Origin of the sequence: Paenibacillus sp. FSL W8-0187 (assembly GCF_037969755.1) — a bacterium.
Classification (GTDB): domain Bacteria; phylum Bacillota; class Bacilli; order Paenibacillales; family Paenibacillaceae; genus Paenibacillus_AQ.
In genome coordinates this window covers 4,017,236-4,037,549 of sequence record NZ_CP150206.1, presented here as the reverse complement: position 1 = coordinate 4,037,549, position 20,314 = coordinate 4,017,236, and the positions used below count along the sequence as shown (strand labels likewise).

The following is a 20,314-nucleotide window of genomic DNA, read 5'->3' as shown; positions in this document are numbered from 1 at the left end:
TCTTGAAGGTCTCTTATGGACCTGTCAGGAACAGCTTCCTTTTGTTTGCCGCAACCTAAGCCTAATACTCTATGAAAGTTTGATATTATCTGCACCTTATCTTTATCTCTGAAGATTACACTTTTTTCAGGAGGAGGAGAGAACGTATGAAAAAAGGCAGCTCGATTATAATTACCCTTTTGTCTGTGCTGGTGATCGTTCTGCTATATCAACTTGTTTCCGGGGAAGGGACAGCAAGCGACCGTAAAACCGGCATGGATGTCCGCTCGGATAAGATAAGAATGCTAGAACACCAGCCAGAAACCCCTTATAAGGTCGTGATCGATTCAGGACATGGCGGTAAGGATAACGGTGCAACGGGAGCCAGTGGAAATTTTGAGAAGGATTTTACGCTGCAGGTAGCGCTTAAGGTAGAAGAACTGGCGAAACAGGAGCCGCAAATTGAGGTGGTTCTCACTCGATCAGAAGATCGCTTTATATCTTCGATTGACCGGGAACGCCCGGAAATCGGCAATCAACTGGGTGCAGATTTGTTTATATCCATTCACGGGAATACGTACGAAGACGCTAGCGTTTCTGGTACTGAAACCTACTATTACCATGAAGATTCCCTGTTTTTGGCGGAAATTTTGCAAAAGCATATGGTCCAAACCAGCGGATTTCGGGACCGGGGAGTAAAAAAAGAGGATTTCTTCGTCTTGAAGGAATCGAACATGCCGGCGGCTCTAATCGAAATGGGTTATTTAACGAATCCGCAAGAAGAGAATGAAATGCTGACGGAAGATTTCCAATACCGGATGGCAAGCTCCATTCTAGACGGAATTAAAGAAGCTCTAAAATTAAATTAAAGAGAGGAACATGAACATGAAAAAAACAGTAGCAACCCTAGTAATTGGGAGTATTACACTTGCTTTGGCAGCATGCGGAAACGAATCCATAAGCTCGAGTCCGCAGCAATCGACCACTCAAAGCCAAGAACAGGCAACGGAATCAAAAGGCTCAGTAGAAACCGCGTATCAAGTGTTCTTCCAGAACAGCGTATTTTTTGGGGATTCCATTACGGAGGGTTTATCTTTCCATGATGTGCTGAAAGAGGAGAATGTTCTGGGAGGCGCAGGTAAAACAGCGGAGTTTGCACTTCAAGATATGGATGAGTTGATCAAGCGGGACCCGGAACGAATCTTTATCCTCTTGGGTTCGGATGACATTTTATGGCCAGCGGATAACCCCAAAGCCTATTCCATGAATAACTATGCGAAGCTGATCGGTACGATCAAGGAAAAACTTCCACAAGCGAAAGTAACCCTTTTATCAGTAACTCCGGTGACGGCGAAAGCGGAAGAACTGGAACCAAGATACAAAAATATCAATGATTATAACCAAGGCTTAAAAGAGTTGGCGGAGAAAGAGAACATTGGATATGTTGACTTGTCCCCAATATTTTCAAACGGCTCAAATGATCTGTACGACTCGGACGGCATTCATTTCAAACCAGAGTTTTACACTAGAATGCTGGATCTGCTAAAAGATCAAGTGGAATAGCATGCAATGGATCAATCAACATGGGGGTGTGAGTATTGGTCTTTAGCAGCCTAATATTCCTGTTCCTCTTTCTGCCGGTCACCATTCTGATCTATTACGTATCTCCGATGAAATTTCGAAATGCTGTCCTCCTTGTTGTCAGCCTGATCTTTTATGCATGGGGAGAGCCTTTATACATTTTTATTATGATCTTCTCCACGGTCTTCGATTATATCAACGGGCTGCTGATCGATAAATATAGACATCGGAAGCTGATTGCCAGATCGATTTTTATCGGCTCGATGGTCGGCAGTCTGGGGATTCTCGGATTTTTCAAATATGCGGATTTTGTCGTGGACAACATCAATCAGTTGTTTCACATGAATATCCAAGCGGCCGATTTGCCGCTGCCTGTGGGCATATCTTTCTATACCTTTCAAACGATGTCTTATGTCGTTGACGTTTACTTGGATAAAGTATCGGTGCAGAGAAATTTCATCTCTTTTGGGGCATATGTGACCATGTTCCCGCAGCTTGTAGCGGGTCCCATCGTCAAATACGGCGATATTGCGGAACAGCTTGTTTCCCGTAAGGTGTCGCTGGACCGTTTTGGCGAAGGGGCGGAACTGTTCATTAGGGGACTTGCCAAAAAAGTGCTGTTGGCCAACAATATCGGATTATTGTGGGCGAGTGTTAAAGCGACGCCGATCGAGGAACTGAGCGTACTCTCCGCCTGGCTTGGCATTACCGCATTTACACTGCAAATCTATTTTGACTTCAGCGGTTATTCTGATATGGCACGGGGACTGGGGAAAATGTTCGGATTTGATTTCATGGAAAATTTCCGTTATCCCTACATCTCTAAAAGTGTAACCGAATTTTGGCGCAGATGGCATATATCGCTTGGGAGCTGGTTTCGGGAGTACGTTTATATACCGCTTGGCGGTAATCGATCTGGGCTTAAGAAGCAGCTCCGGAATTTACTGATTGTATGGTTTTTAACCGGATTATGGCATGGCTCCAGCTGGAACTTTATCGTGTGGGGCTTGTATTTCGGATTCTTTGTGATCATCGAGAAACTATTGCTTCTGCAATGGTTGGAACGCAGATCTGCTTTTGTCGGCCATGTCTATACGCTTCTGGTCGTCATCATCGGCTGGGTTTTGTTCGAAATGGAGACACTCTCTTCCGCTTGGCGTTTCATTGGCGCGATGTTCGGTTTCGGCGGGCATGTTTTTGCGGATCAGCAGGCGCTCTATGATTTGTCTACGAATGTTGTATTACTAGTCGTATTGGCATTCTGTGCGACTCCGCTTCCGGGAAAGATGTTATCCTTCATAAAGGAAAAATGGAGAATTGCCAGCATGATTGCCGTACCGGTTATCTATTTTCTATTCATGGTTCTGTCGACGGCTTATTTGGTCAATGCAACCTACAATCCGTTTTTATATTTTCGATTTTAAAAGGGGACAGCTATGAACAAATATGACAAAATCAACCGGAAGTTGCTGGCCTTATTACTGCTGATATTTATAGGAGCGATCACAGCTCTCAATCTTGTGGCGCCGGATCGTACATTATCGGAATCTGAGAATCGGATGCTGGAGCAGCCGCCGCATTTCTCGCTGAAAGCATTGGTGTCTGGTGATTTCACTCTTGATTTCGAAAAATATGTGTCCGACCAATTTGTTTTTAGAGACTTTTGGATCGGGACAAAAACCGATACGGACCGCATGATGGGGAAAAAGGAGAACAACGGAATTTACATCGGCAAAGACGGGTATCTGATTCAGAATTTTATTCCCCCTGCAGAAGAGGATTGGAAGGGGAAGGTTGATGCCATTCATGCGTTTGACCATGCCACGCCCGGGTTGAACAAACATGTGATGCTGGCGCCAACGGCAGCGGCTCTGTATAAAGACAAGCTCCCGAAATATGCCATGGTCGGCGATGAAGAAGCGTACCTGGAAAAGGTCCGGCGCTTCCTGCATCCCAATATTCGTTTTATTGATGTTTTTCCAAGTTTATATGCTGAGCGTGATCAAGCTATATATTATAAAACCGATCATCATTGGACGACGAAAGGAGCTTATATAGCTTACCTGGAACTTTGCAGACAAATGGGGTTGACACCACAGAAAGAGGCAGAGTTTAACATCCAGCAAGTAACCGATGAATTTTACGGCTCACTTTATTCAAAAAGCGGTTTCAGACATATACAGCCCGATAGCTTGCAGCTTTATTTGCCAAAGGATCAAGAGAAATATACCGTAACGTATGTCGATGAAGAGAAGACCACGGATTCATTGTATGCGATGGAGCAGCTGCAGAGGAAGGATAAATATGCGGTGTTTCTTAACGGTAATCATGCACGAATCCATATTAAAACGGCTAATCCGAGCGGTAGAAAGCTGCTGGTGGTTAAAGATTCGTATGCTAACAGCCTGATTCCTTTCTTATTAAAGCATTATAGCGAAATACATGTGGTAGACCTTCGGTATTATGAGGAGGATTTGGCGTCGCTTGCGAACGAACAGGGGATCCAGGACATGCTATTGCTTTATAATGCGAATACGTTTTTCGAGGACCCATCCATAACAAATTTAACGGAGTGATCAAAATGAAAAAACAATGTACAGAAAAAAGAAGTTTTTACTCGGTTATGCTTGCATTCGTCGTCGTGATTGGCGTTTTGTCCGGATGCGCAGGCAAGGATGACAAGACTTCAGAACATCTATCGGCTACCGAAATCGGAAAAAGTATCGAACAGGCAGTGAGCCTAAAAGAAATGAAAAAGCAGGATCTGAATAAGCTGCAGAAATTGTATAAGATGGATACAGACAACGTGGATGATTTTATTTTTTATACGTCTACATCGAATGTAAAAGCTGATGAATTGGCCGTCATCAAGCTAAAGGATGAGCGTCAGGCAGAAAGCGTCAAAGAGAATATTGAGCAACGAATCGAAGCACAGAAAATGAAATTCAAGGATTATCGACCAGATGAATATTTTCTGGTCGATCATCATGTGTTAAAGACGAAGGGGCCATTTGTCTTTTTCGCGGTTTCTACAGAGGCTGACTCAATGGAGCGTACGTTTGACAGCGCATTTTAACACAAAGCCTAACTAGAGCAGTAGACCCCATATCACAAGCGACGCTATGGATTTGGAACCAGCGTGTGGAAAGGCCGGCGAAACCCAAGACGAGGAGTGGGGAGATGGAACCTGTTGTCGGCTTGGATGTCGCTTTATCGATTGTCAGCCTTCAATTGGCCACTCTTTGTGTGCTTGAACATAGATGCTATATAAGAAGTCAAATGCACAAGATTGACAAGTGACCATACAACAAGCCATATGATGAGTGACGACAGGGTAGTCCAGAGGCCGAACCAAGGCAGTACGCGTCCTCCGCCGATAAACGTTACTAGTGGGGAGAGGGACAACAGAACTAAGATAGGAATTAGCTTTCCGACCATGATCAGAATCAAACGAATGGTCCTTAGCCGTTTCTTCCTCCGACGGATACGAACATAGCCATACGCTCCCCATATAAGCGTCGCGAGGATCAGCGCAATCATGATGGTCTCCATGTTTCGGTCGTTAAAAAAAGAGATTTCGGGCTGCTCTCCCTTCATAATATTAGCGATCCCATCGATAAACGCCGAGTAATTCACAAAAGCGTTCAATCCCGAATTAAACATCACTGAAATCCCCATCTGCTCGTCCAAATAAACCGTTTCTTCCGACTTGTACGTCCAGAAAATGCCGCTGTGGGATATCGTTCGACCGCCTGATTCATCTTGATCTGCGAGCCAACCCATGCCATACGGAGCAATGTCTCCGGCTGAATGAAATTGATTCATCAGCGCCGGGGGAAGAAGGTTGCCGCTATACTGAGCAATCATCCACTTGGACATGTCTTCCGCGGTTGAAACGATGCCTGCGGGACCGTCAATGAACCACAGCGGCTCCGAGCGACTCAAGGAACGACCTAGAATCGAGTAATGACCCGGCGGGATAGCTTCATTCCCATTGATTTGCTGCGTAGTGCTGACACTGAAGGTATGGTTCATACCCAGAGGTTTAAAAATATGACGATCCAGGTAATCCGAAAAACGCTCTCCGCTTATGCTTTCCACGAGGTTCGCCAACAGCATGTAGTTGGGATTATGGTAGCTGTAGGTTGTTCCAGGTTCATGTGCGAGCTCAACCTCGTTTAATAACCGGTTTGCCTCAATCAGTGAGTGGAACTGCGGAGTCCTCGTCATATCGGGATTTGTTCTGTCATTAAGGCCGCTGGTCTGATTCAATAAATGTCGGACCGTAATGTCACGGACTCGGGAATCCCGAGGCGAAAGTTCGGGAAAATAGGAAACGTAAGCCTCATCCAGATCAATCCGACCTTTATCTACCAGCTGCAGCACGGCTAAAGCGGTAATGGACTTGCTTAGCGAAGCAATGGGAAATGGCGTATCGCCCGTTATGCTTTGGCCATCAGCAAATGTACCGTAGCCTTTTGTATAGAAGACCTCGTCGTTATGGGATATCGCTACAGACGCACCTCCGACGTGATTGGCCTTCATGCTCTGGATCATGTATTCGTCAATGTCCCCTAAAATTTCGGTACGTTCTCGGACTTCCAACGCGGATACGGACTTCGCCAACACGGTCCATAACAGAAGCAAGCAGGTAATTGCGATAAGCATTCTTTGTTTTGTTCTCGGCATCATAGCACTCCTTCAATCGTGATAAGGAAATGCTAACGGATAATTATCAACTATTTATCAACTCCATTCCAAAACGTGCCGTCACGCACCCACCGCCGTGAGGTCTATTTTCGACCTGCAGGCTCCCATCATGTATTTCGCAAAGCACCTTGCAAACATAAAGTCCTAGCCCACGATGTTCGGTTGCATCCCACACCTCCCCGCGGTAAAAAGGAAGCGCAGCCTTGTCCAGGGCATCGTCCGAGAAACCGGGTCCGTCGTCTGTGACGGTAATATGGATTGAGTCATCCTGGATGACATAACAAACGTTCACCTGACTGGTTGCGTATCGCGCCGCATTGGCTACCAGATTCTCGAAAACCTGCATGACGACATGGGCATCCACGTTTATTATGGTATTTGCGTTTTCGATGGAAGAGACGAAGCTTTTGCCGAGCTGCCTAGCAATTTGTTCGGCACTGTCGTTCAGCAAAACCGTCAACGGGATCATATCCATCGGTTGGCGATGCACCGGGACGTCCTCCAGCTTCTGAATCGAGTTCATGGCCTCCGCATAGTTTTCCAGGCGAACGATGTGAAGGTTCATGGTATGGATCAGGTCCAGCACCTTTTCTTCTGACAATTTCTTTTCGGGGTAATAGGTGGCGAGAAACTCCGCGTACCCTTTCAGCACAGATAGGGGCGTCCTCAGATCATGGGCGAAAATCGCATTGAGCTGTTTGCGCTCCTCAACCGATCGCCAGATTGTCCTAATATTTTTTTCCAATTGTGAGCGCATGATTTCAAAAATGGTGATCAGCTCGCCCATCTCGTCCCGGCTGTCATAGGATATGCTGAAGTCTAGATCGTTGGCCGAAATATTCACGGATGCTTGCTTCAATATCTCCAGCGGACGTTTTAGTTTCCATCTGTAAAATAGAATAGCCATGGTGACAATTCCGGCTGCCACGGTGAGCAGCACCGCCGCGACGAGGCAGGGCAGAATCCAATCGGTCTCACCAAAACGCTGCCTCAGGTTCTCTGCCCAGGCGAACTCCATCGTGATGATGGCCAGTACGGCCAAGATCGTGAGAACGCATAACAGGATAAACGATTGCAGCAAGGTAAGTCGTTTTAGCAGTAGCCTATTCATGATCTCGACCATTTGTATCCTACGCCCCAAACCGTCTCGATTCGATCGTCGCAGCTGTATTCCTTTAATTTGGCGCGAATTCGCCGAATATGCTCCGCGATAACGCTGCTATCGCCTTCATCGTCAAGACCCCAGATTTTTTCGTGAATGCGCTCCTTCTCGAACACCGTGCCGGGATTCAAGGACAGCAATTCGATGATCTCGAACTCTTTTTTAGCCATAGAAATGCGTGTATCCTGATAATAGAGTTCCCGGGACGTATAGTTAAGGATCAAATCATTGTTAAACCGCACCGAGGTTTTCGTTTGAATTCGCTGTTCCCTGCGCAAATGCGCTTCGACCCTGGCGCCGAGCTCGCGAATACTAAAGGGTTTCAGGATATAGTCATCGCCTCCTGCTCGAAAGCCGGCTACTTTATCGGCATCTTCGACTCGAGCGGTTAAAAATAAGATTGGGCACGAGACAAAATCTCTGATGATTTCGCATACTTCAAGACCGTTCTGCCCAGGCATGTTGATATCCAGCAAAACGAGATCGGGTCCTTGTTCCACTTTACGCAGGGCCTCCCGGCTGTCCTTGGCCGTCATGACGAAATACCCGTTGATTTCAAAGTAATCGGTCAGCAGCTTTCGAAGATCCGCTTCATCGTCCACGATCAGTATTTTATACACTCATGTTCATCTCCCGTATCCAATGTTTGATATCAGCATATCAAAGATGATTCAGCAGACCAATCCGTTTTTTATCGGAGGATAAGAACATGTAGCTTTAGGAGTCGCGAACTCGCAGCTTTTTTGTTAAAAGAATAGTTCCACTTAAGTGATGGAGGTTTTGAAAAAGAGTCACATCGAGTTGATAGGGATGAACCGGGTTGAAACTGGGCTCCATCCCGATGGATTCGTTGAGGCTTTCTTTATTAATAAAGAATTTTAATTTTTTTGGGATTCCAGCTCTTGTAATGAATAAAATTAATCTAGAAATTAATTAAATTGATTTTATATGCATTTACAAATTGAATATATTGATTTATAATTCAAAAAAAGAAAGGAGTAGAGCATGAAATATCCCATCATCACACAGTGTCCTGTATGTGACCACCAACTGCACGCCGTTAAGCTGGAATGCGGACATTGCCGAACGACGATTGAGAACACGTTTGAATTATCAAAGCTGGCTCTACTCTCGCCCGAACAACTCCATTTTGTGATCACCTTTCTAGTAAACAGAGGCAATATAAAGGAAGTGGAGAAAGAGCTGGGCATATCTTACCCGACGGTACGGGGCAAGCTCAATGATATCATTACAGCCCTCGGATATGATACGCGGAAGAAGCCGGAAGTTGATGAGAAGAAAGTCATTTCCATGCTGGAGAATGGCGATATCACCGCGGATGAAGCGGTCAAAATGTTGAAGGATGAATGAGCCTATGCTTCCGAAGCGAGTTTTTACGAAGCCGATTCAGGAAGCATCGTTCACAAAAACTTTTAGGAGGAAGAAACGATGAAAGAAGAAATCAGTAAAGTGCTGTCCATGATGCAGGAAGGCAAAATTGATTCTGACAAGGCTTCGGAGTTGATCGACGCGCTAAAGGAAAAGCAAACGGCTCATCCATCACATGCCGTGCAGGTGCTGGGGAAACCCGACTATTCGAAGAAATTCTCACCTTCATCCGGCGGTTATTTAGACAAAACGTTGAAAATACGGGTAAGCTCCCAAGAGAACGATAATGTCAACATCAATTTGCCGATTAAACTGGTAAAGGCTGTTCTCGGAGCGGGGCACAGCATTGCGTCCAATATTCCGCAGGCCGCGAAATATGTGAAGGATATCGATATTGATCTGCTGATCGATGCAATCGAGAATGAGCTTGACGGGCAAATCGTTGACATCCGCTCCGGTGATAAGGATACCGTCACTGTAGTGATTGAGTGATAGGTTATGATAATTGTGAAGGTTAAGAGCAAGGAGCACGCTTTTACGATTCCAGTCCCATATGCCGTATTGCGTATAGGGAGCGGTATCCTGACTTCCAATTTAGTCCAACGCAAAATGAAGGATTGGCTGAGCAAGCACGACGGACATGCGGGTGAGCACTTGAGCCGGAAGGATGATTTCGATTCGGACTGCAGCCGGTTTGGGATTGAACTGGTGCAGTCGATTCTCGAAAACGAAAGCACGAAGCAAGCGATCAGGCAGCTCATCAAGGAGTTGCAAGGTTGCAAAGGGACGGTTCTGGTCGATGTCCAGACTCAGGACGGCACGGAAGTGTTGATTAAATTGTAGGCGAAGCTTTCATTTATTGCGTCTCTACATATTGCCAGAACCAAAGAAGGCAGAGATATAACGTAAATAACACTCCTTGACCGTAAGTTATAAATTGTGTTAAGTTTTTTATGTGATTACAATGATGATTTGAATGGGAGGGATAAAGTGATGACTGCTTCTGAAATTGTAGATGTACATGTGAACCTGTCATTAAAGGCGATGTTTGATCAGGTTCACAAAATAACAAATCAGATACCGGAACTTTATCCTTCTATGCATATATACAGTTCATGACTTATTTATAGGTAGTCTCTTATTTCTGTATAGGTATAGTTAGGTTAATGTACGCAAAAAAGCACCGGTGAGCTGGTGCTTTTTTGCGTTTTCTCCGTTTAAAGGGAGATAGATATGAAGCATTTATCGAAGTATGAGAAAATTCGTAAGATCTTATCGGCTCTAAAGCAACCGAATTATAGATATTCGCAAATAACAGAGGCAATCTTCAGGAACAGGATTGGAACTTTTGAAGCAATGAACAACTTGCCTAAGCCATTAAGAAATGAACTAATCAAAGAGCTTGGAAACAATGTGTTAAGCATCACACCAAAAATGGAGCAGAAATCCAATCAAGTTAGTAAAATTCTGTTTGCCATCCCTGGCGATGAATTCATTGAGTCCGTAAGGTTAAGTTATAAAACTGGATGGAAATCCTATTGTATCTCTTCGCAGTGTGGTTGCGGATTTGGTTGTACATTTTGTGCTACGGGAACACTTGGTTTGAAAAGGAATCTCACAACGGATGAAATAACGGATCAACTTCTTTACTTTACTTTGAATAACTATCCCTTGGACAGTGTGTCCTTTATGGGGATGGGAGAGGCACTTGCAAACCCCTATGTATTTGATGCATTGCATGTGCTGACGGATCCTCAACATTTCGGTTTAGGACATCGAAGAATTACGGTTTCCACAATAGGTATATTACCTGGAGTAAAAAAGTTGACGAAGGAATTTCCACAGATTAATTTAACCTTCTCCCTACATTCACCGTTTAATGATCAGCGAAGTGAGTTAATGCCAATTAACAATCATTTTCCATTGGAAGAAGTTATGACCGTGTTGGATGAGCATATTCAACAAACGAAGCGAAAGGTCTACATTGCTTATATCCTGCTGAGGGGTATCAACGATTCGACTAAACATGCTGAAGCTGTTGCAGATTTGTTGCGTGGAAGAGGGTCATGGGAACATTTATATCATGTCAATCTAATCCCTTACAATTCTACTGATGCCACATCACAAAGTTTTGTAGAGTCGGATCAGAACAGCATCAATATGTTCCTTAAAATCTTGAAGTCAAAGGGGATTAACGTCACCGTCAGGACCCAATTTGGATCAGACATTAACGCAGCATGCGGCCAACTATATGGATCAAACGGGAAAATTTAATAACTCAATCAACTGACCAGGGGGAATACAATGTCCCATAAAAATACATCGATAACACATGTGATTCTCCATGCAGAGCCGGTTTTCAGCATTTGCATGGAGGAGCCAACAAAATTTAAACTGGCTTTGCTACTTGAACTATAATTTCAAGGAGTGAGTCGTTCGTGAGATATATTAATGCTACTGTCGTCTTGCCGGAGGAACTAGTTGAAAAACTGCAGGATTATATACAAGGAGAATACCTCTATATACCCGCTAAAAAAAATGAACATAAAGTCTGGGGAGAGCTGTCCGGCGCACGAAAAGAGATTAACAAAAGAAATAATGATATTCTGAATGCATATTTAGCTGGCGCTTCAGTCGAGGAACTCGCAGAATCATTCTTTTTATCAACCTATGCTATCAGAAAAATAATATATCAGAAATAGATGCCTACTTTTCCCTTCAAGAGTGCTAAACACGAGCACTGTTACTCTTGAAGGGATTTTTATAATGAGAAGAAGAAATCTGCACTCTGAGTACACACTACATGTTCATTAGCATTAGTTCTGAGTTAACAAATATAAAATACTACAGCATCGTTTTGTATATAGATCATGAATTTTCTATCTGTTATCGTGTAGATGTAAGGGACACATTGGGTATTAACCATTTAAATTTGCACCAAGAGGGGGTCGAAGTGATGGATGTTATCGTAGATACTTCGATTGTAATATAAGTGAGTAGAAAGAAAATGTTGATATTCAAAATCTAATAAACTACTGATTATCATGATTTCTGCTCACTTTTGAGCTGTCCGTTCCTATAATGAAATCCACTTTTTTACGATGATAATCAGGAGGTAGCTAAGATTGTTAAACGTTTCTATTTATAATATGGAAGGTAAAATTACGGGTGAAATGGAACTTGAAGAATCCATCTTCGGTATTATCCCCAACGAATCGGTTCTGCATGAAGCTGTTGTTAACCATCTTGCGAACAAGCGTAGCGGGACACACTCGACTTTAACTCGTGGCGAAGTTAGAGGGGGAGGCAGAAAACCCTATAAACAAAATAAAATTAATAGATCTCGAGCGGGTTCCATACGTATGCCGCACTGGCGTCACGGAGGTATTGCGTTCGGTCCCAAACCTCGTGACTATGGATATCGTCTCAATAAAAAGGTTAAACGTCTTGCGATCAAATCAGCTTTATCCGCCAAAGTACAAGATGATGAACTCATTGTAGTTGACCATATTAAACTTGAAAGCTACAGGACAAAAGCTATCGTCGCGATGCTTAAAGCTCTTCATGCCAATAAGAAAGTGCTAATTGTAACACCTGAGGTGGATCACATCGTGTATAAAAGTGCAAATAACATTCCAGATGTGCAGACCACTGAAGCCAACTCGCTGAATGTATATGATATTCTTAATTGTGACACGCTCATTATAGCTAAGGATGCTATAAATATAGTTACAGAAGTCTACGCCTCAAAAGCACAATTGGAAATGGGGTGATGAAGAAAAGTACAAGGCCATATGAACTTTTAGAGTCGCAGAACAACGATCGCTAAATGGATATGATCCCCTTTAAGGAGACTGTGTGTAAAAGCACATTAAGTTCACTTGGAGGGGATTCTTCATTTATGAACCCTGTAAATGCAGCTTCTTCCACCTGATAGGATGTATTCGATCCGTTCGACAGTAACATCATTTCCAAGAACATGTTGAAATAATTGCAATTCGTTCTTACATAAACCAGTACATGCAGCGGCCGCTTCACAAATCGGACAATGCTTCTCAATAAACAAAAGACTCTTATCATCTTCTTCTTTGATTTCAGCCATATAGCCCTCACTCGTTCGAATCTCCGCTAGTTTTTCCAGCCTTTCCATTACATCCGGTGTATCCCCAATGTACTTCATATATTGTTCTTGCATGCTCTTATTTCGGACAGCCAGCAGTTTATCCATTCCTTCGTTCCCGAATGCCTCTTTCATTGAATGGATTAGACTACGTGATAACTCCGAATAACCGCTAGGAAAAAAACGATCCGCTGCCGGTGTCAGTCTCCATAGTTTGGTTGGTCGGCCCATGGGGCGAGGTTCTTCTTCGTATGTAACCAATCCTTCTTCGATTAGCGCACTCAAATGTTGACGAATCGCCATTCCTGAAAGAGAAAAGTGGGAGGAGAGTGCCAAAACGTCCATTCTACCATGCTCTTTTAGCTGATCGATGATTGCTCTCCGTGTCCTTGTGGAGGCATCTTTTTTACTTTGAATTCGACTCATTTGCATACCTCCAATTAAACCATACAATCTACGCGAACCAGTACATTTTAAACAAAAATGTTGACAAAGTCAAAAACGAAATGTACGGTATACTTTGTAAAGGGAAATGTTTACTAAGTGTTCGAATTCAATATATACATCATCATTTGGAGGGATATGCAATGATTCAGATCACTGAAACAGCATCAAGAAAAGTAGCCGAAATAATAGCAAACGAAAACCTTCCTAACTCGTTTCTCAGGGTAGGTATTGAAGAAGGGGGCTGCAGCGGACTATCTTACACGCTTACCGTGGATGAATTGCAAGGAGATAGAGATATCATACTGAACCAAGGAGTGTTTCGCATCTTGGTGCATGATAATAGCGTTGAGTTCATTGAAGGTCTTGTCATTGACTATGAAGAAAGCGGGATGTTAGGCGGCTTCACCATGAATAATCCCAATGCAAAAGCTTCTTGTGGATGCGGAGCCAGTTTCAGAATGGCGAATTATCGTGGCGAAGTTAAAAAATGCGATTAGAAGCAGGAAGGATAAATATGAATGAAGTCACTGGTAGTATCTGATAGAGCAATCTATTCTTTTAAGCATGATTGGGGCTTGGAAGAGGGACAACACGTAAGAATTTATGCTAAATACGCAGGTGGAGGTTCAGATGCTTTCACAGTGGGTCTAAATGCCAATGCAACACCGATCGATCCCGTATGGGTTCAATCCATAGAGGGAATTCATTTCTTTATTGAACATACGGATGCCTGGATTTTGGAGAAGCAGCTCCTTCAAATCGGTTGTGACGAGGAAGGAATAACTTTAGATAGAATAACGTATTGAATTTCCGAGTTGTGCCCCCGATTCTGTAGGCTAAGGTGAACGAGGAGAAAAGAGTTTATCTATATTTAAATTCACCTGATTCACGATGATCATTTTGAAAATATTCTTATAACAGAGTATTGGAGATACGAATGCTGGGGCAATCCATTATTTTCAAGACTAATTTGGAGTTATACATAAGGAGAACTGAAGGATGGAAATGACCTCCGAAAATGCCGGGGTTTTCGACGCCAAGTATAGAGCACTAACTATAGGGATCATTCTTGCGGTAACGACCGTTGCGTTTGAAGGACTGGCACTTGTGACGATTGCTCCGACCCTGGCTCAACAATTAGACGGGCTGCATTTGTTCGGCTGGATATTCAGCGCTTTTCTTTTGGCACAAATCCTTGGAACGATGATTATCGGTCAGCGGATCAACCGAATGGGCGTTTTTGCGTCGTTTGGCATATCGATTTTTATTTTTGTGACAGGCATCGTGATTGCGGCTGCTTCCGTGAACATGATGATGTTACTCGCAGGGAGAGTGTTTCAGGGATTTGGTGCAGGGGCTATTATTACGTGCGTGTATTACAGCATTACTTTGGGTTATCCCGATAAGCTGAGATCGAAAATACTTGCTTTGTTTTCTGGGGCTTATATTTTGCCTGCATTAATCGGCCCTTATATTGCCGGATTAATAGCGGAGTATGTGTCCTGGAGATTTGTATTTTGGATGGTGCTTCCTTTCATTGGTTTGGCTGTACTGCTGACGCTTCCCGCTTTTCGCAAATTTACTGTGAGACGGGATTCTACTCCAAAGAACAGCCGAAAAGAAGGATTTGCGTTACTTCTAACGATTGGAACGGGCTTGCTGCTGGTTGGATTAAGTCTGATAACCAATTGGAATGGTATATTGCTTTCGGTAGCCGGATTGGTGATCTTGATTCAGCCTTTGCGAACATTGCTGCCTGAAGGTACCTTAAGCGCTAGAGCGGGTTTGCCTGCTACGATTGCTTCAAGAGGTTTCTTCGTTGCTTGTTATAATGCGACTGAAAGCTATGTCGTCTTGGCTTTGACCGATGTGAAAAAGCTTCCTGCAGATTTAGCGGGACTGATTGTGGCCGCGGGTGCGTTAAGCTGGTCAACGGCGGCTTGGCTGCAGTCAAGGTATGATATTAAAGACCACGGGAAGGGCCGAAAGAAACGGGTAATGATCGGTATTGGATTTATGATCATTGGAGTTTTATCAGTACTGCTGGCTGTTGGCCTACCTGCAGGGGGAATTGGATTTGCAGTTCTTTCGCAGCTCTTCACTGGGTTTGGCATCGGTCTGGCACATCCAACCACCGGAGCCATTGCGCTGCAGCACGCGAAAGCAGGGGAAGAGGGAGAAATATCCGCCAGTCTTCAGTTTACAGATGCATTTAGTCCTGGCTTGAGTATTGGAATCGGCGGAGCCCTCATTGCGATTAGTCAGTCGCTGGATTTGGGTATATTGACGGGGATATTATTGGCTTTGTCTCTCCAATTTATCTTTGTGCTCTTGAGTTTTACGATTTCCTTCCGCATCAAAGATTGAACAACCTGCAAAAAGAACATTTACTCAAGAGGATTTTAACCATTGGATAATTATAACATTGACAACTGTAGGTTTTTCCAAAATAATAGAATGTAATTGAATACTGGTACCTTTAATTCAGTCCAGAGAGGCTGGCAAGGGCAGCGGATTTTTATAATCATGCGAGGATTAGTGCGTATTCCGTCAGGGGATGCTCTGCGTCTTCGCGCGGGTTATGATGTGAAAAAGAGGCTACTTGTCAGTTATGACTTGACGAGTAGCCTCTTTTTTCTGCTTCTTTGGTATCAGAACACTTTAACCTGGAGGTATTCTGATGAGCAAACAAGATCAAGAGTTTTCGTGGCAAGCGGTACCGAAAACGCAGAGAAACCATTTTTGGAAGACGTTATCCGTCATGTTAGGATTCACTTTCTTTTCGGCAAGCATGCTGGCAGGGGGGACGCTCGGAGTCGGCTTGACGTTCATGGAGTTCATTGGAATCGTGCTTGCAGGCAATTTGGCACTCGGCATCTATACGGGAGCGCTGGCACATATCGCTGCCAAAACGGGCCTTTCCACGCATTTGCTGGCAAAGTATGCGTTTGGTGAGAAAGGCTCGTACCTGCCTTCATTCCTGCTCGGCTTTACGCAGGTCGGTTGGTTCGGCGTCGGTGTGGCCATGTTCGCGATTCCGGTTGCCAAAGCGATGGATTGGAATGTGTACCTGTTGATCTTCATATTTGGTCTCGCCATGACGGCATCAGCTATCTTCGGCATGAAATCGCTCGTCATTCTGGGCTATATTGCGGTACCGGCTATTACCATTCTTGGCGGTTACTCCATGTTCGAAGGGACAGGCTCCTTGGGCGGACTGCAAGGATTGCTCGATTACACCCCGACCCAGACGCTCACCGCGGCAGCGGCATTGACCATTTGTATCGGGTCATTCATTAGCGGCGGAACACTGACGCCCGATTTCGCCCGGTTTTCTCGCACGTCCCGGCAGGCGGTTACTGCAACGGTCATTGCGTTCTTCCTGGGGAACTCACTCATGTTCCTGTTCGGCGCAGTCGGCGCAATGGCATATAAGCAGGCAGATATCTCGGAGGTCATGTTCCTGCAAGGGCTGATCATTCCGGCGATCATCGTTCTGGGACTGAATATTTGGACGACCAACGATAACGCTCTTTATGCTTCCGGGCTGGGCTTTGCCAACATTACGAAAATTCCGAAAAAGTTCTTCGTCATTGTAAATGGCATCGTAGGTACCATATTGGCCATGTGGATGTACAACAATTTCGTCGGTTTCCTGAATGTGCTGGGCGCGGCGATCCCGTCCATCGGGGCCATTATCATCGCGGACTACTTCTTCGTGAAGCGCAGAAACTATAAACCGTTTGCCGACATGACTTTCAAGAAGGTAAACTGGATAGCGATGGTAGCTTGGGCCATCGGCGTTGCCTTCGCCCAGTTGGCTCCGGGAATCACGCCATTGAACGCACTGATCGGTACGGCAGTGGCCTACATCGTGTTAATGCTGATCGTTCCTGCCAAAGAATCCAAAGAAAAGGGGAAAATAAATGATTATACAGAACGCAAAATTGCGGGGTAAAGAAGGCTTATGGAATATCGTCGTGAAAGACGGGAAGTTTGAGCAAATCACGCAGTCATTGGAAACAACTGCGAATGAGGAAGTCATTGACGTTGGCGGCTCGCTTGTGCTGCCGCCGTTCATTGAACCTCACATTCATCTGGACACAACATTAACGGCGGGCGAGCCGGAGTGGAATTTGAGCGGAACGTTGTTCGAAGGCATCCAGCGTTGGTCAGAACGCAAGGCGTTCCTGACGCATGAAGATGTCAAAATGCGCTCCAAAACGGCGCTCAAGTGGCAGATGGCGCAGGGCATCCAGCATGTACGGACGCATGTGGACGTTACCGATCCAAGCTTGACCGCAGTTAAAGCGATGCTGGAAGTGAAAGAAGAAATGGCACCGTACATCGACATCCAGCTTGTTGCTTTTCCGCAGGAAGGCATTCACTCTTACCCGAACGGCGCGGAATTGCTGGAAGAGTCGCTGAAAATGGGCGTTGACGTGGTCGGCGGCATTCCACACTTCGAATTCACGAGGGAGTATGGCGTCGATTCGATGAAGGTTGCGTTTGACCTCGCCGAAAAATACGACCGTCTTATCGACATCCATTGCGACGAAATCGATGATGAGCAATCCCGTTTCGTGGAAGTCGTCGCCAAAGAAGCCTACGAACGCGGACTGGGCTCCCGCACGACAGCAAGCCACACGACGGCGATGGGCTCATACAATGATGCCTATACGTACAAATTATTTAGATTGCTGAAGATGGCTGACCTGAATTTCGTCTCCAACCCTCTGGTTAACATCCACCTGCAGGGACGCTTCGACACGTATCCGAAAAGAAGAGGGCTGACTCGCGTCAAAGAGCTGCAGGAAGCCGGTCTCAATGTGTGCTTCGGTCACGATGACATCTTTGATCCATGGTATCCGCTAGGCACAGGCAACATGCTTCAGGTGCTGCACATGGGCATCCATGCATCGCAGTTGCTCGGTTACGATCAAATCGTGAACTCAATCGATCTCATTACGAAAAACAGCGCGAGAACGCTGCATATCGAGGACGTGTACGGTATTGAAGAAGGCAAGCCTGCCAACTTCATCGTTCTTGAAGCGGAGAATGAATATGAGGCTATTCGCAAACAGGCCGCAGTGCTTTACTCGTTCAGAGGCGGCCGCAAAATTGCGGAAACGAAGCCGCGGGACACGTCGATCGTTCTTGAGGGCGGTTCAGAGAAAGTTAATTTCAATAAATAATCTACCATGTATTAAAGTCCGCGGATTCCGCGGACTTTTTTGTTTAACAACAGCCTGATGGATCATGAAGGTGGTAACGCAATGTGGAAGAACTGTTGGTGTACAATATACGTTGACATGTATATACGCTAAAGTGTATATTAGGTGCACGAACACATTAGTCATCCAAATAACGTTACTCACTTTTGCCGATGTCAATCGGTCCAACATTGTTGAACTACTTAAAAAAGGTTCGAAATCGGTAAGAGAAATTGTCAATGCCCTTAGTATCAGCCAGTCGCACGTATTCCGTCATTTGCGCATTTTGAGCGAAGCAGGGATAGTGCGCTCCCGTAGCAAAGCGCAGCTGCGAATATATCTATCCTTGAAGAGGTCTCGATCATTTTGAGGAGTAAAAGCTGGACTACTAGAAAAAGGAGGAACTATGACAGGTATCAATAGTTTTATTACGAGTTACATGTTAAATTATCGGGACGTCTGGAACAAAAGGCTAGATTCACTTGAAAATTATCTAACAAGGATAAAAGCTGATTTTGAATCGTAAGACATTTTGCTTAAGGAGAATGTGAATATGACTGATCTTCAAACTCTGAATCGGTTGGTCGGCACTTGGGATATCAGCGGCGGAGCCGAAGGAACTGTAACCTATGAATGGATGGAAGGCGGACATTTTTTGATCCAACGCGTCCAGCTTTCTCAAAATGGGCAAGAAGTGAAAGGCATTGAGTTTATTGGGCATTTGAAGCCGTTCGGTGAGAGAACAAGCACGGATATCCGATCCCGGTATTATGATACGCTAGGCAACACGTTCGACTATGTTTATGAGATCGAAGGAGACACGCTTGTCATTTGGGCAGGTGAGAAGGGATCGACTTCATACTTCAAAGGAATTTTCAGTTCTGATGGGAACTCCAATGAAGGTACATGGAGTTATCCCGGTGGAGGTGGATATGAATCGACGATGACGAGAGTCACGGACAACAGGAGGGATAGAAATTGGCTAAGCAGCTAGTCCATGCAAAACCTATAACAAAGACTGCTTCCAGATTTGCGCTTATATCGGTCCTCGCTGGGACGTTGTTCATTTTAATCCTTTCTAGTCTTCATATTCTGGAGCCTGAATTTGATCCGACATGGCGCTTTATCAGCGAGTATGCGCTTGGCACCTCTGGTTGGATGATGCAATTGTCTTTTGGAATGCTGGCGGTTGCCCAAATCAGTGTCATGGTTACGATTTTCCCGCAAATTCGTACCATCACAGGATACATAGGACTTGTCATACTAGGGATCAGTGCAATTGGCGTCATCATCGCGGGGATCTTCGTCACCGATCCAATTTCTATCAGTCCAGAGGATGCAACGTTCAATGGCAGAATGCATTCGATTGGAGCGATGCTTGACTATACGCCACTGGCCTCAGTCTTGATTAGTTTTTCGCTAACTCGAGTCGATACTTGGAGACCGATTAGGAGTCTGCTCATTCTAAGTTCTGTTATTGCAATAGTCGCTATGCTCCTATTTGTACTTCAAATTCCCCAAGATGGACAGTTTGGACCCGATGTTCTGGCAGGTTTGTTCGGACGATTCTTAATTGCAGCCGAAATTGCATGGCTACTCATTGTCGGAATCCATGCTGCAAAGCTGGGATCTTTTAAAAGGAAATAGCTGAGGCATATTATTGCGAAAAATTACATTTGGATACGTAATCGATAAACCGACTGCAATCTGTTG

General features: G+C 44.8%; 23 protein-coding genes. 19 read left to right on the top strand and 4 right to left on the bottom strand.

Going from position 1 to position 20,314, the window contains the following annotated elements; genetic code table 11:
- Window positions 1-146: 146 nt before the first annotated feature.
- Genes MKY48_RS17945 through MKY48_RS17925 form a run of 5 tightly spaced genes read left to right on the top strand, consistent with a single transcriptional unit; the run spans window position 147 to window position 4,636 of the window.
- Window positions 147-848: an N-acetylmuramoyl-L-alanine amidase gene (locus MKY48_RS17945; RefSeq protein ID WP_339265135.1), complete on the top strand. Its 702-nt coding sequence runs from the start codon at window positions 147-149 to the stop codon at window positions 846-848.
- A 10-nt stretch (window positions 849-858) separates the two neighbouring features.
- Entirely contained in the window at window positions 859-1,542 is a 684-nt protein-coding gene (locus tag MKY48_RS17940) for a GDSL-type esterase/lipase family protein (RefSeq protein WP_339265133.1), read from the top strand.
- A 35-nt stretch (window positions 1,543-1,577) separates the two neighbouring features.
- Window positions 1,578-2,984 (top strand): MBOAT family protein, encoded by a 1,407-nt coding sequence (locus MKY48_RS17935; protein WP_339265132.1) that lies wholly within the window; start codon window positions 1,578-1,580, stop codon window positions 2,982-2,984.
- A gap of 12 nt (window positions 2,985-2,996) precedes the next feature.
- On the top strand, window positions 2,997-4,136 hold the full coding sequence (locus MKY48_RS17930; protein ID WP_339265131.1) for a DHHW family protein: 1,140 nt from the start codon (window positions 2,997-2,999) through the stop codon (window positions 4,134-4,136).
- 5 nt (window positions 4,137-4,141) lie between these two features.
- On the top strand, window positions 4,142-4,636 hold the full coding sequence (locus MKY48_RS17925) for a DUF4358 domain-containing protein (protein ID WP_339265129.1): 495 nt from the start codon (window positions 4,142-4,144) through the stop codon (window positions 4,634-4,636).
- A gap of 134 nt (window positions 4,637-4,770) precedes the next feature.
- Here the strand turns inward: MKY48_RS17925 and MKY48_RS17920 are convergent, their stop codons facing one another.
- From MKY48_RS17920 to MKY48_RS17910, 3 genes are read right to left on the bottom strand one after another with little or no spacing between them, the layout of a single operon-like run.
- A complete protein-coding gene (locus MKY48_RS17920) occupies window positions 4,771-6,249 on the bottom strand; it encodes a serine hydrolase domain-containing protein (RefSeq protein WP_339290170.1) in 1,479 nt (492 codons plus the stop codon).
- 46 nt (window positions 6,250-6,295) lie between these two features.
- Window positions 6,296-7,381, bottom strand: a complete 1,086-nt coding sequence (locus MKY48_RS17915) for an ATP-binding protein (RefSeq protein ID WP_339290168.1) — start codon at window positions 7,379-7,381, stop codon at window positions 6,296-6,298.
- On the bottom strand, window positions 7,378-8,052 hold the full coding sequence (locus tag MKY48_RS17910; RefSeq protein ID WP_339290167.1) for a response regulator transcription factor: 675 nt from the start codon (window positions 8,050-8,052) through the stop codon (window positions 7,378-7,380). Before MKY48_RS17910 ends, MKY48_RS17915 begins: the two co-directional genes overlap by 4 nt.
- A gap of 385 nt (window positions 8,053-8,437) precedes the next feature.
- On the opposite strand from MKY48_RS17910, the gene MKY48_RS17905 reads away from it, so the two are divergent.
- From MKY48_RS17905 to rplD, 6 genes are all read left to right on the top strand, one after another.
- Window positions 8,438-8,803, top strand: a complete 366-nt coding sequence (locus MKY48_RS17905) for a DUF2089 domain-containing protein (RefSeq protein WP_076321497.1) — start codon at window positions 8,438-8,440, stop codon at window positions 8,801-8,803.
- Between the two features lie 78 nt (window positions 8,804-8,881).
- Window positions 8,882-9,313: a hypothetical protein gene (locus MKY48_RS17900; protein ID WP_339290164.1), complete on the top strand. Its 432-nt coding sequence runs from the start codon at window positions 8,882-8,884 to the stop codon at window positions 9,311-9,313.
- A 6-nt stretch (window positions 9,314-9,319) separates the two neighbouring features.
- A complete protein-coding gene (locus MKY48_RS17895) occupies window positions 9,320-9,664 on the top strand; it encodes a hypothetical protein (protein ID WP_083659587.1) in 345 nt (114 codons plus the stop codon).
- A 390-nt stretch (window positions 9,665-10,054) separates the two neighbouring features.
- Window positions 10,055-11,095: a Cfr family 23S rRNA (adenine(2503)-C(8))-methyltransferase gene (locus MKY48_RS17890; protein ID WP_339290162.1), complete on the top strand. Its 1,041-nt coding sequence runs from the start codon at window positions 10,055-10,057 to the stop codon at window positions 11,093-11,095.
- A 164-nt stretch (window positions 11,096-11,259) separates the two neighbouring features.
- The gene (locus MKY48_RS17885) at window positions 11,260-11,523 is read left to right on the top strand and encodes a CD3324 family protein (protein ID WP_076321494.1); all 264 of its coding nucleotides are present in this window, start codon (window positions 11,260-11,262) and stop codon (window positions 11,521-11,523) included.
- A gap of 423 nt (window positions 11,524-11,946) precedes the next feature.
- Window positions 11,947-12,594 carry a 50S ribosomal protein L4 gene (rplD, locus tag MKY48_RS17880; protein WP_339265120.1) on the top strand — a complete coding sequence of 216 codons (648 nt, stop codon included), beginning with the start codon at window positions 11,947-11,949 and terminating at the stop codon, window positions 12,592-12,594.
- A 122-nt stretch (window positions 12,595-12,716) separates the two neighbouring features.
- Here the strand turns inward: rplD and MKY48_RS17875 are convergent, their stop codons facing one another.
- Entirely contained in the window at window positions 12,717-13,367 is a 651-nt protein-coding gene (locus MKY48_RS17875; RefSeq protein WP_339290160.1) for a metalloregulator ArsR/SmtB family transcription factor, read from the bottom strand.
- A 161-nt stretch (window positions 13,368-13,528) separates the two neighbouring features.
- Between MKY48_RS17875 and MKY48_RS17870 the strand changes: the two genes are divergently transcribed.
- The 8 genes from MKY48_RS17870 to MKY48_RS17835 all read left to right on the top strand — a co-directional run bounded on the left by MKY48_RS17870 (window position 13,529) and on the right by MKY48_RS17835 (window position 20,248).
- A complete protein-coding gene (locus MKY48_RS17870) occupies window positions 13,529-13,885 on the top strand; it encodes an iron-sulfur cluster assembly accessory protein (protein ID WP_339290159.1) in 357 nt (118 codons plus the stop codon).
- A 21-nt stretch (window positions 13,886-13,906) separates the two neighbouring features.
- Window positions 13,907-14,194: a hypothetical protein gene (locus MKY48_RS17865; RefSeq protein ID WP_339290157.1), complete on the top strand. Its 288-nt coding sequence runs from the start codon at window positions 13,907-13,909 to the stop codon at window positions 14,192-14,194.
- 193 nt (window positions 14,195-14,387) lie between these two features.
- The gene (locus tag MKY48_RS17860) at window positions 14,388-15,755 is read left to right on the top strand and encodes an MFS transporter (RefSeq protein WP_339290155.1); all 1,368 of its coding nucleotides are present in this window, start codon (window positions 14,388-14,390) and stop codon (window positions 15,753-15,755) included.
- 313 nt (window positions 15,756-16,068) lie between these two features.
- Window positions 16,069-17,346 carry a cytosine permease gene (codB, locus tag MKY48_RS17855; protein ID WP_339265111.1) on the top strand — a complete coding sequence of 426 codons (1,278 nt, stop codon included), beginning with the start codon at window positions 16,069-16,071 and terminating at the stop codon, window positions 17,344-17,346.
- The gene (locus MKY48_RS17850) at window positions 17,315-18,583 is read left to right on the top strand and encodes a cytosine deaminase (RefSeq protein WP_339290153.1); all 1,269 of its coding nucleotides are present in this window, start codon (window positions 17,315-17,317) and stop codon (window positions 18,581-18,583) included. The genes codB and MKY48_RS17850 overlap by 32 nt, the downstream gene beginning before the upstream one ends.
- A 64-nt stretch (window positions 18,584-18,647) precedes the next feature.
- A complete protein-coding gene (locus tag MKY48_RS17845) occupies window positions 18,648-18,971 on the top strand; it encodes a metalloregulator ArsR/SmtB family transcription factor (protein WP_339290151.1) in 324 nt (107 codons plus the stop codon).
- A gap of 183 nt (window positions 18,972-19,154) precedes the next feature.
- Window positions 19,155-19,595, top strand: coding sequence for a hypothetical protein (locus MKY48_RS17840; RefSeq protein WP_339265105.1), 441 nt, complete (start codon window positions 19,155-19,157; stop codon window positions 19,593-19,595).
- The gene (locus tag MKY48_RS17835) at window positions 19,580-20,248 is read left to right on the top strand and encodes a DUF998 domain-containing protein (RefSeq protein WP_339290149.1); all 669 of its coding nucleotides are present in this window, start codon (window positions 19,580-19,582) and stop codon (window positions 20,246-20,248) included. The genes MKY48_RS17840 and MKY48_RS17835 overlap by 16 nt, the downstream gene beginning before the upstream one ends.
- Window positions 20,249-20,314: the final 66 nt, after the last annotated feature.